Raw genomic sequence first — 11,845 nt, 5'->3', positions numbered from 1 at the left:
CAACAAACCTTCACTTACGCTTGTTACTTAACAAACAAATTAATTATAATATGAAAGCATTAATAGGTAAAAAGGCACCGGAATTCCACGCTCCGGCAGTAGTGAATGGCAATGAGATCATCGAGGATTTCTCTTTGGAACAATATGTAGGCAAGAAGTATGTAGTCATGTTTTTCTATCCGATGGACTTTACATTCGTTTGCCCGACAGAATTACATGCCTTCCAACAAAAGTTACAGGAATTCGAAAGACGTAACGTAGCGGTGGTTGGTTGCTCCGTCGATTCTCAATTTTCTCATTTCGCATGGTTAAACCAAGATAAGAATAAAGGAGGTATCCATGGGGTGACTTATCCACTCGTATCCGATTTTTCCAAAACCATCTCTGAAAACTTTGGCGTATTGGCCGCTGATTATATTACGAACGAAAGTGGAGAACTTATCTCCAGAGGAAATCCGGTCGCTTACCGGGGTCTGTTCCTGATTGACAAAGAGGGCTTGATCCGTCATTATGTAATCAACGATTTACCATTAGGCCGTAACGTAGACGAGGCTCTCCGTATGGTCGACGCCTTACAGCACTTCGAAGAATATGGCGAGGTTTGCCCGGCAAATTGGTCCAAAGGAAAAGACGCCATGAAAGCGACAAACGCAGGAGTCTCTAATTATTTAAGCCATCATTGATATATTGCAGGAAAGGGGGTTAGGCCCCCTTTTTTTATACTAATTGAGACAATCGTTTACACTTTCCCGAGATATGCGAGATATCTAGACGTAAGATATTAGTCCGGTAAAAAGATTTCTCAATATACTTTTCGCCGATCTCCTTAAACGCCGATGAATATTTATTCACGAGTAGCCGCAAGGCATACCGACGCTCTTCTTCCGGCAAATCCAAATGCATCTCTCCAAAAGCGATAGTGCTCTCGTAACCTGTCGTGAATTTTCCCGGAACGATTTGTGTAGCGCCAACTACCGTGAAACTCACTTTCGGGTTTTCTCGTAGACATTCCAGCTTATACCCTTCCGGAGCGCAATGGAAATAAATAGAATCCCCTTCCTTTACATAATTGATCGGGATTCCATACCCATTTATCCCCGACATGGCCAAAAAACCATATTCCGCCTCCTCCAATAAACGAATTGCCAACTCATTATCCAAAATCCGGTCTTTTCGTCTGATCTCTCTAAACATAGGTCTAATTTATTTATAAACGAGTATAATACACTAATCGTGGCAAATCTAAAAAAAAATAATATACATTTGCGTCATAAAGTTGACACATGATAAATATTATAGATCTATGAGAGCAAGAATAACCTTATTATTATTCGCCATTCTTTACAGTTTCACTTGTCTGGCACAAACTAATTTTGAAAAACACTTCACGAAGAAAAGTCTCCGGATTGATTTCGCATTGAGTGGAAATTGGGATTTCCAAGCCGCCGCTATACAACAACTCCGGGAAGAACCTGTCTGGGCGGGGCCGGTCAAAAACTTGATCGATCCGTTTGGTTATGGAGGGTATTATATTAATGTATATGATAAAGCCGGTAAAGAGTTGATCTACTCACGAGGATTCAATACGTTATTCGAAGAATGGAGAAGTACGGAGCAAGCGAAGACCGAGACACAATCTTGGACAAATAGCATCTCTATCCCCTATCCGAAAGCTCCTGTCATCATTGAGATTACGGCAAGAGACAAGGCCGACATGCAGTTCCATCCTTTATTGAAACAAGAGATTGATCCGGCCAGTATTTTTATTGACCGGGGGAAACTCAAGGAAAACCGGATCACAAAAATCCAATATAACGGGGATTCCTCCGGGAAAGTAGACCTCGTATTCTTAGCGGAAGGTTATACGGCGGACGAGCAAGAGAAATTTGTAGCTGATGCCAAACGTTTTACGGAGGCATTGTTTAAGACCCCGCCTTATGACACTCGCCGGGAAGATTTCAATGTCTGGGCGGTAGATGCCGTTTCGGAAGAATCGGGAACAGATGTATCCGGTAAAGGTATATTCAAGAATACCGCATTGAATTCCGGTTATTATACGTTTGGGGTAGATCGCTATTTAACCACCCCGGATATGAAGTCTATACGTGACGCCGTATGGAACGCTCCTTGCGACGCAATCTTCATCTTGGTAAACACGGACGCTTACGGTGGTGGCGGTATGTATAATTTTTATGCCATGGGAACCGCCGATAACCCGCGTACCCCAGTCGTATTTGTTCACGAGTTCGGACATAGTTTCGCCGGCCTAGCCGATGAATACTTCAGTTCCGAGGTCGCTTATCAAGATTTTTATAATTTGAAGTACGAGCCTTGGGAACCGAACATCACGACCTTGGTTAACTTCGATGCTAAATGGAAAGATCTTCTACCGGCTAATACACCGATACCTACCCCATTAGATGACGCCCATAAGGATAAGGCAGGCGTATTCGAGGGAGGCGGTTACATCGCTAAAGGCATTTATCGCCCGATGGATCACTGTATGATGCGTGATTACGCTCCATTCTGTCCAGCTTGTAGCCGGGCGATCTTACAGATGATCGATTACTTCACGGATAAACCGATAAAACATTAAAAGGAAAGAGCGGGTACCCTAATAGCTTTGTTACATCAACTATTAAGATACCCGCCAGCACTAACCTATCAACATTTATTTCATCATCGGAACTTCTATCAAAAGAACTTTAGCGTGCTTCAAGACTTCTATCGTAATGCTATTGGTTTCCCAGAATCCGGCCCCGTCACGCTTAGACAGGATCGTATTACTTACCTCCACCTCTCCGTCGATCACGAATAAATAAACCCCATTATTTTCACTATGTAGCTTATACTCCTTTACTTGACCGGCATCTAGGTTTCCTAAAGAGAACCAAGCGTCTTGGTTGATCGACGCAGGAGCGCTACCATCCGGAGCGATGATCAAGGACAACTTATTCTTTTCCGAAGTAACCGGACGCACGTCATAACTGGCATAATGAGGCTTGGTATTCTCCTCACGGGGAAATACCCATATTTGCAAGAACTCCAATTGTTCATTACCGCTGTCGTTGAACTCACTATGCACGATACCGGTACCGGCGCTCATCACCTGAATATCTCCCGGCGTAATCACCTCGCTATTCTTTATGCTATCCCCATGGCGTAAATATCCCTTTAACGGGATGGAGATAACCTCCATATTCTTATGTGGATGCATATCGAATCCCTCACCCGGCGCCACGGAATCATCATTCAATACACGTAGCATCCCGAAATGAACCCTTTCCGGATTGTAATAATTAGCAAAACTAAACGTGTGATGTGTTTTCAACCAACCGTGATTCGCATACCCTCTGGATTGAGCCTTATCAACTACAACTCTCATATTTTCCTCCTTTTTAAATCTACATTAATAACAAATCCATAACTATAAATGTTGCGTGACGCATATTTCGAACATTTCATGTAAACATGTGATTCATATATGAACAGAAATCGCTACTTTTGCGCAATTAAAAAAACTCATCCTGTAAATATAAAATCTTATGGCAATCTACTTAAACGATGTATCGAGAACATTTGGTGAGTATTTACTTATTCCCGGTTTAACCACCAAAGAATGTATTCCCGCAAACGTTTCATTGAAAACGCCGCTTGTGAAATTCAAGTCTGGCGAGAAATCCGCTATTGAATTAAATATTCCTTTCGTTTCCGCGATCATGCAATCGGTTTCCGGCCCTAAACTGGCAATCGAGTTGGCTCGCAACGGAGGACTTTCCTTCATCTTCGGCTCGCAACCGATCGAGAGCCAAGCGGATATGGTTCGCAAAGTAAAGAAATTCAAGGCCGGATTCGTTATCAGCGACTCTAATCTTACGCCCGAGAATACCTTGGCCGACGTGCTTGAGCTAGTCCGCCGGACAGAACATTCTACGATTGGTGTGACAGATGACGGTACGCCTAACGGCAAATTGCTAGGTATGGTAACCAGTCGCGATTACCGTGAAGGCAAAGACCCGATCGACATGAAGGTGAAAGATTTCATGACCCCGTTCGCTAAACTAATCGTTGGCGAGCTAGGCATGACCTTGAAAGAGGCGAACCAGATTATCTGGGATCATAAGTTGAATACATTGCCAATCATCGACAAGGATCAGAAGCTTCAATACTTCGTATTCCGCAAGGACTACGATAGCCACCGTGAGAATCCGAAAGAGTTATCCGGCGGAGATAAGAAATTATTAGTAGGTGCCGGTATCAACACCCGCGACTATAAGGAACGTGTTCCGGCATTGGTAGAGGCTGGCGTTGACGTATTGTGTATCGACTCTTCCGACGGCTATTCCGAATGGCAGTACGAGACCTTGCACTGGATCAAGGATACCTACGGAGACAAGGTACTGGTTGGTGCCGGAAACGTGGTTGACCAAGATGGTTTCAACTACTTGGCTGACGCCGGAGCGGATTTCATCAAGGTAGGTATCGGTGGTGGTTCCATCTGTATCACCCGTGAGCAGAAAGGTATCGGTCGCGGACAGGCTACCGCCTTGATCGACGTAGCGAAAGCTCGTGACGAGTATTTCAAGAGACACGGCGTTTATATCCCTATCTGTAGCGATGGTGGCTTGGTACACGATTACCATATGGTATTAGCGTTGGCTATGGGTGCCGACTTCCTGATGATGGGCCGTTATTTCGCCCGCTTCGACGAGTCTCCTACGAAGAAGATGAAAATCGGAAACAACTTCGTGAAGGAGTATTGGGGTGAGGGATCTAACCGTGCGAAGAACTGGCAGCGCTATGACATGGGTGGAAACGAGTCCTTGAAATTCGAGGAAGGCGTGGACAGCTATGTACCGTATGCCGGAAAATTGAAAGATAATTTAAACGTAACATTGGGTAAGATGATCGCTACGATGTGTAGCTGCGGTTCCATCTCTATCCAAGAGTTGCAGCAGCATGCCAAGATCACGCTTGTCTCCTCTACAAGTATCGTTGAGGGTGGCGCTCACGACGTGATCCTGAAAGAGCAGAATTAATTACAATATGTATTCTAGTAGAGGCGTGGCACGCTACGTCTCTACTATTTACACATTCAAATAATTTACCATGAAAAATCTATTACTTACAGTTATCCTTTTGTGTTTTTGTTTGCCATTCGTAAAAGCCGCCGATCAAAAGATGATCTTAATCTCGACCAACGAGACGGACTTGATTTTACAAGTAGCCCCCAACGGACGGCTCTACCAAACTTATCTGGGAAATAAATTAGTAAACGAATCCGAATTTGAGAACCTCTCATGGAATATCCAAGCCGGAACGGATGGCAGCGTATCAACCCGTGGATGGGAAGTGTATCCTTGTTCAGGAGCGGAGGATTATTTCGAACCGGCTTTCGCCATCCAGCACAACGATGGGAACATGACCAGTATATTCAAGTATGTTTCCAGCGAATCCAAGAAACTAGACAATAACGTTACGGAGACAATCATCTCCCTGAAAGATGACGTATACCCAGTGGAGGCTAAATTGCATTATGTAACTTTCGCTAAAGAAAACGTCATCAAGGCTTGGACCGAGATTCGTCATATGGAGAAAAAACCGGTCACGATTACCCAATACGCTTCCAATATGCTTTATTTCGAGAGTCCTCGCTATATATTGACCGAGTTTAGCGGTGACTGGGCCAAGGAAGTACAGATGAGCAGCCAAGACTTGAAATTCGGGAAAAAGATTATCGATACGAAACTAGGCTCCCGTGCCGCCATGCACGCTTACCCGTTTTTTGAGATTGGGTTAGGTGCCCCGGCCAGCGAGAATACAGGAGATGTTTTAATGGGAACGATCGGTTGGACTGGAAACTACCGCTTTACGTTCGAGGTGGACAACGCCGGTAACCTTCGTGTCATCTCCGGCATCAATCCCTATGCGTCCGCCTATGAATTGAAGCCGAACGAATGGTTCGTCACCCCTGAGTTTATCTTTACGTTGAGTAACCAAGGAACCGGAAAAGCCAGTCGTGATATCCATGATTGGGCACGTAATTACCAGATCAAGGATGGTAAAGGCGATCGACTTACCCTACTGAACAACTGGGAATCGACCGGTTTCAATTTCAACGAGAAGAAATTGGAGGAACTAATGAAAGAAGCCAAGCATCTAGGTGTAGATATGTTTTTGCTGGATGATGGTTGGTTCGCTAATAAATACCCTCGTCAAAACGATAAGGCCGGATTGGGCGATTGGGAGGTTACACACGATAAGTTGCCGAACGGCATTCCTCATCTGGTGCAGACCGCTAAAGATGCCGGCGTGAAATTCGGTATCTGGATCGAGCCGGAGATGGTAAACCCCAAGAGCGAACTTTTCGAGAAACACCCGGATTGGGCGATCCATCTACCGAATCGTGAGACTTATTACTACCGCAATCAACTTGTCTTGGACTTAAGTAACCCGAAAGTACAGGATTACGTATTCAGCGTAGTGGATAATATCATGACCGAGAATCCGGATCTGGCTTTCTTCAAATGGGATTGCAACAGCCCGATTACCAATGTCTATTCTCCTTACCTCAAGGAGAAACAGAATCAATTATATATCGATCATGTACGAGGAGTCTATAACGTATTCAAACGGGTAGCCGAAAAATACCCTCACCTACCAATCATGCTTTGTTCCGGTGGTGGAGCCCGCTGTGATTACGAGGCATTGAAATACTTCACGGAATTCTGGTGCAGCGACAACACCGATCCGATCGAGCGTTTGTATATCCAATGGGGATTCTCCCAGTTCTTCCCGGCAAAGGCAATGTGCGCCCACGTGACTAGCTGGAACAAGAATACCTCCATCAAGTTCCGTACCGACGTGGCCATGATGTGTAAGATGGGCTTCGATATCAGCTTGAAGGAAATGAACGAAGACGAGATGAAATATTGCCAAGAAGCGGTTGCCAACTACAAACGTCTAAAGGGCACAATCCTCGACGGCGATCTCTACCGTCTTGTTTCCCCCTACGAGACCAACCATTCATCCGTGATGTACGTGGATAAGGCAAAAAGCAAATCCGTCCTATTCGCTTATGATATCCACCCTCGCTTCGGAGAAAAGACTTTCCCCGTAAAGCTACAAGGATTGGACCCGAATAAGAAATATAAGGTACAAGAGATAAACCTCATGCCGGGCCAGAAATCGACCTTGGTTACCGACGGAGGTACCTTCAGCGGAGATTTCTTGATGAAAATAGGAATGAACGTGTTCTCTACGGCTCATGCCCGTAGCAAGGTCATAGAGCTGACCGAGGTTCATTAACTGTCAATTGTCAACTATCAACAGTCAGCTAAACATGGACATTATCCACGAAATAACCCCACTATCGGAAAAGGATTGCTTCTACATCGTAGACCGACGTAAGACAGAATTTACCTATCCGATCCATTGCCACTTGGAGTACGAGCTCAATTTCATTGAGCACGCTCCGGGGGTAAGGCGTGTGGTCGGTGATTCCGCGGAAGTGATCGGAGAATACGAGTTAGTATTGATAACCGGGAAAGAACTGGAGCATGTCTGGGAGCAGAACGCATGTAAATCGCCTCTGATCCATGAGATCACGATCCAGTTCTCTCCCAATCTCTTCGGGAATAATATATTGGAGAAAAACCAATTCAACAGTATCCGGAAAATGTTGGAGAAAGCTCAACGCGGCATCAGTTTCCCGATGTCTTCCATCTTGAAGGTTTACCATTTACTGGAAAAGCTGGTTTCCGAGGAGCAAAGTTTTTATGCGGTCATCAACTTCTTGACCATCTTGTATGAGCTTTCCATCGAGGAGGACTACAAAGTATTGGCTAGTTCCTCGTTCGCTAAAATAACAGATATACATTCCGAGAGTCGTCGTATCCAAAAAGTACAAAATTACATCAACGAGCGATACCAACAGGATATCCGCCTGAACCTACTGGCTGAACTCGTAGGTATGGCCCCTTCCGCTTTCAGCCGTTTCTTCAAGTTGAGGACAGGGAAGACCCTCTCCGACTATATCACCGATATCCGTATCGGTTACGCCGCCCGCATGCTGGTGGACACGCAACGATCCATCGCGGAGATTTGTTATGACTGCGGCTTCAATAACCTCTCGAACTTCAACCGTATCTTTAAGAAAAAGAAAAACTGCTCTCCCAAAGAGTTCCGGGATAACTACAAAAAGACAAAAATCATTGTATAAGAGACCTTTTTAACAGGGATAAATACATATCCCCCCCTATTTCTATACAAAATCCCCCCTTCTCTTTTCCTTCACACATCTATCTTTGCGACCAGTCACAAAGGCTTTCATGCCTACGGCTACCCCATCGATGTGTTAAAAATACACTCCGGCAAAAAAGTATTATTCTTGGATAAAATAGTATTTGAACGCACTTGGGATCCGACGTAATTTTGCGACAGAAATTAACAATACATATTAACAACAAAAAACAATTGCCTATGAGGAAGGACCGAAAATCTAATGTTTTTAGCAGTTAACCGCTAATGACCCTATTGAGTAAATGAATTTTAGTTTAGCCTTATATGATTTAATGTAAAAAATAATGAATTCAACAATTAAGAAAACGACGCTGTTTTTAGGCGCATGTATGGCCTTCCAGCTAGGTGGCATACCACAAATGTTAGCCGCCCCTAGTACTTCGATGGAAGTCATGCAACAAACAAAAAGAATCACTGGTACCGTGAAAGACGCAACAGGAATGGAAGTCATCGGTGCCAATGTTATCGTAAAGGGAACGACAAACGGAGTGATAACCGATTTGGATGGTAAGTTCAGCTTAGAGGCCGCCCCCGGCTCTATCATAGAGATCTCCTACATCGGTTATATGACCCAAGAGATTCCCGTAACCGCCCAAACATCCGACTTACAGATCACCTTGAAAGAGGACTCACAGAGTTTGGACGAGGTAGTGGTAGTAGGTTATGGTGTACAAAAGAAAAAGTTGGTGACAGGTGCGACCGTAGAGGTAAAAGGCGATGAAGTCGCTAAACGTAATACGATCAGCCCACTAAGCGCATTACAGAATCAAAGCCCGGGTGTCAATATCGTGGCTTCTTCCGGTCAGCCGGGTGACGGATTTAAAGTAAACATCCGTGGTGCCGGTACGAATGGAGATACGGCTCCTATCTATGTTATTGATGGTGTGGCCGGTGGCGATATCAATTCCTTGAACCCTGCCGATATCGAGCGTATCGACGTATTAAAGGATGCCGCTTCCTCCGCCATCTATGGTGCCCGCGCGGCGAATGGTGTTATCTTGGTTACCACAAAACAAGGTAAAGAAGGAAAAGTGCAAGTATCCTATGACGGCAACATCGGTTGGCAGAATGTAGTAAAGATGCCGGATATGCTTACCGCCAAAGAATACATGGCCGTTCAAGACCAGATCAACTTCAACGCCGGCGTATCGCCCTTCAATTGGTCACAATACCTAGACGCAGATTTACTGGAATCCTATCAAAACGGTTCCAACCCGGGTACGAACTGGCTGGAGTTACTTCGCAACAAGAACGCAATAACCACATCTCACTCCGTGAACGTGACCGGAGGTTCAGAGCTCTCCAAGTTCTCTACTGGCGTAGGTTATCAGTATCAAGACGGTATTTTCGGTGGTCCGGTTAAATCCGACTACAGCCGCTTCACCATTCGTTTAAATTCCGAGCATATCCTTTGGAAAAACAAGGATCTGGATATCATAAAATTCGGTGAGAACGTATATTACCAACACACATCCAACCAAGGTATCCAAATCGGTAACCAATACTCCAACAGCATCTATAGCATGATGGGAGCCAATCCATTGGTTCCATTATACAATAGCCAAGGAGAGTTATTCGACTACGACGACCTAATCGCGCAAGGATCCGGAGCAATGGGTTTACTCGGGCTCAACCAATACATCAATAACCCGATGAACACCTTGCTAAATACCACCAGTGGCAATAATAAAAGCCGGAACCACAATCTTAGCGCCATCGGTTATATAGAGATACAGCCGTTAAAGGATTTGAAGTATAAAGGCCAAGTCTATTACAAACAGAACTCCAGCCTCTACAAAGCATACAACGGCATCTATAAAAATAATAACAACGACCAGAATACGGATGATTATCTGGACGAGAATATGACCATCGGCTGGAACTGGGGTATGACACATACATTGAGCTACGCTTTCGACATCAAGGAGAACCACTTCGACGTATTGGTCGGTACGGAGTATTCCAGAGAGGGGAATAATATGTCAGAGAGAATTGAAGGACATGCTACCACCAGCATCTTCGGAGACTTCACGCATGCGTATTTCAACAACTTCTCTGGCCGTACAGCCGGCATAGTAGGAGGATATCCCACTAATGACCACTCCATCTTATCCTATTTCGGCCGTGTCAACTACGACCTCAAGGAAACTTATATGTTGAGCGCGATCATCCGTTCCGATGGCTCCTCGAACTTCTCCAATGGCCATCGTTGGGGATATTTCCCTTCATTCTCCGCCGGTTGGGTGATGAGTAACGAGAGCTGGATGGAAAACACGAAGAACTGGATGGATTTCTTAAAAGTCCGTGCCAGCTGGGGACAAAACGGTAATGAGAATATCGGAGCGTACAAATACGCCTCCACATACGCGTTCGGTGATTTAGGACTTTATTCCTTCAATAATAATAAAAACGGAGGAACCCAAGGCGCTTACCCCTCTTTGTTACCCAATAACGAGATTACATGGGAAACATCGGAGCAGACGAACGTAGGTTTAGACGCACGCTTCTTGAACGGCCGGTTAAACGCAAACTTCGATTGGTATAGTAAGAAAACAAAAGATTTGCTGATCGACGTACCCGTATCTTCAATCAACGGTTTCTCTTCCATGGTCGCAAATGCCGGTACAGTTAAGAACACGGGTATCGAGCTTGCCTTAAATTGGAGGGATGAGGTAGGCTCAGACTTTAGCTATGGCATCGGCTTGAACCTCGCGCATAACAAGAATGAGGTAACAGAAGTTAATAACGGTACTCATTACGTAAATGGAGGTAACGCTCTTCTGTCCGAGGGAACCACCTATATGGCCCGTATGGAAGAAGGACATCCTATCGGTTACTTCTGGGGCTATAAGACCGATGGCGTGATGCAAAATCAAGCGGATATACAGGCCTATCTTGACCAGAATTGCGGTGGGAATGCCTCTAACTCCCTGCAAGGCACCTCGATAGCCCCGGGTGACTTGAAATTTGTCGATGTCAATGGCGATGGCGTGATCAACGACAGCGATAAGACGGAGATCGGTAATCCTCATCCAGACCTCACGATGGGCTTGAATCTAGATTTTAGCTGGAAAGGCTTTGACTTGAACATCTCCACTTACGGAGCGTTCGGCATGCAGGTTGCCCACACGTATCGTAAGTTTGGTAACGGACAGTTCGATAACTATAGCAGCAACGTCTACAATTACTGGCATGGCGAGGGAACATCCAACCGATACCCGATCCTGTTGCCCGGTAACACCGTGAACCATATCAACATTTCCGATATTTACGTGGACGACGCAGACTATTTCCGTATCCAAAACGTAACCCTAGGCTACGACATCAAACGTCTATGGAAAAGTTGCAAATTCCAGCAGCTTCGCTTGTATGTCTCCACCCAAAACCTCTTTACCTTCACAGGTTATAAAGGAATGGATCCAGAGTGCGGAACCGCTCTCAACGATAAAGAGAGCTGGGTAACGGGCGTGGATGTAGGTAACTACCCCCAAGCGAGAACCTATATGGTAGGAGTTAATGTCAAATTCTAATAATTGATTATCAA

The 11,845-nt window shown here is 45.0% G+C and carries 8 protein-coding genes; 6 read left to right on the top strand and 2 right to left on the bottom strand.

Features of this window, described 5'->3' with window-relative positions; all coding sequences use genetic code 11:
* The first annotated feature begins 50 nt into the window (after positions 1 to 50).
* Positions 51 to 683, top strand: a complete 633-nt coding sequence (locus DW033_RS14035; protein ID WP_008774437.1) for a peroxiredoxin — start codon at positions 51 to 53, stop codon at positions 681 to 683.
* Between the two features lie 34 nt (positions 684 to 717).
* Here DW033_RS14035 and DW033_RS14030 read toward each other — a convergent pair whose 3' ends face one another.
* A complete protein-coding gene (locus tag DW033_RS14030) occupies positions 718 to 1,194 on the bottom strand; it encodes a pyridoxamine 5'-phosphate oxidase family protein (protein ID WP_122382852.1) in 477 nt (158 codons plus the stop codon).
* Positions 1,195 to 1,303: 109 nt separating this feature from the next.
* On the opposite strand from DW033_RS14030, the gene DW033_RS14025 reads away from it, so the two are divergent.
* A complete protein-coding gene (locus tag DW033_RS14025; protein WP_122382851.1) occupies positions 1,304 to 2,596 on the top strand; it encodes a M64 family metallopeptidase in 1,293 nt (430 codons plus the stop codon).
* A 75-nt stretch (positions 2,597 to 2,671) separates the two neighbouring features.
* Here the strand turns inward: DW033_RS14025 and DW033_RS14020 are convergent, their stop codons facing one another.
* Positions 2,672 to 3,385, bottom strand: coding sequence for a pirin family protein (locus DW033_RS14020; protein ID WP_122370075.1), 714 nt, complete (start codon positions 3,383 to 3,385; stop codon positions 2,672 to 2,674).
* Positions 3,386 to 3,545: 160 nt separating this feature from the next.
* Between DW033_RS14020 and DW033_RS14015 the strand changes: the two genes are divergently transcribed.
* The 4 genes from DW033_RS14015 (at position 3,546) to DW033_RS14000 (ending at position 11,831) form a co-directional block, all read left to right on the top strand.
* A complete protein-coding gene (locus tag DW033_RS14015) occupies positions 3,546 to 5,039 on the top strand; it encodes an IMP dehydrogenase (RefSeq protein WP_005855263.1) in 1,494 nt (497 codons plus the stop codon).
* A 70-nt stretch (positions 5,040 to 5,109) separates the two neighbouring features.
* Positions 5,110 to 7,308, top strand: a complete 2,199-nt coding sequence (locus DW033_RS14010; RefSeq protein ID WP_122382850.1) for an alpha-galactosidase — start codon at positions 5,110 to 5,112, stop codon at positions 7,306 to 7,308.
* A gap of 34 nt (positions 7,309 to 7,342) precedes the next feature.
* Positions 7,343 to 8,221 (top strand): AraC family transcriptional regulator, encoded by an 879-nt coding sequence (locus DW033_RS14005; RefSeq protein ID WP_005865630.1) that lies wholly within the window; start codon positions 7,343 to 7,345, stop codon positions 8,219 to 8,221.
* 364 nt (positions 8,222 to 8,585) lie between these two features.
* Positions 8,586 to 11,831, top strand: a complete 3,246-nt coding sequence (locus DW033_RS14000) for a TonB-dependent receptor (RefSeq protein ID WP_122382849.1) — start codon at positions 8,586 to 8,588, stop codon at positions 11,829 to 11,831.
* Positions 11,832 to 11,845: the final 14 nt, after the last annotated feature.

It is taken from the genome of Parabacteroides sp. AF39-10AC (genome assembly GCF_003635405.1).
Classification (GTDB): domain Bacteria; phylum Bacteroidota; class Bacteroidia; order Bacteroidales; family Tannerellaceae; genus Parabacteroides; species Parabacteroides distasonis.
This window is presented reverse-complemented; position numbering and strand designations above follow the sequence as displayed.

Bases quoted from the DNA above. Each gene is read 5' to 3' on its own strand.
- DW033_RS14005 (WP_005865630.1), top strand. From the start codon at position 7,343: ATGGACATTATCCACGAAATAACCCCACTATCGGAAAAGGATTGCTTC.
- DW033_RS14035 (WP_008774437.1), top strand. From the start codon at position 51: ATGAAAGCATTAATAGGTAAAAAGGCACCGGAATTCCACGCTCCGGCA.
- DW033_RS14010 (WP_122382850.1), top strand. From the start codon at position 5,110: ATGAAAAATCTATTACTTACAGTTATCCTTTTGTGTTTTTGTTTGCCA.
- DW033_RS14025 (WP_122382851.1), top strand. From the start codon at position 1,304: ATGAGAGCAAGAATAACCTTATTATTATTCGCCATTCTTTACAGTTTC.
- DW033_RS14020 (WP_122370075.1), bottom strand. From the start codon at position 3,385: ATGAGAGTTGTAGTTGATAAGGCTCAATCCAGAGGGTATGCGAATCAC.
- DW033_RS14030 (WP_122382852.1), bottom strand. From the start codon at position 1,194: ATGTTTAGAGAGATCAGACGAAAAGACCGGATTTTGGATAATGAGTTG.
- DW033_RS14000 (WP_122382849.1), top strand. From the start codon at position 8,586: ATGAATTCAACAATTAAGAAAACGACGCTGTTTTTAGGCGCATGTATG.
- DW033_RS14015 (WP_005855263.1), top strand. From the start codon at position 3,546: ATGGCAATCTACTTAAACGATGTATCGAGAACATTTGGTGAGTATTTA.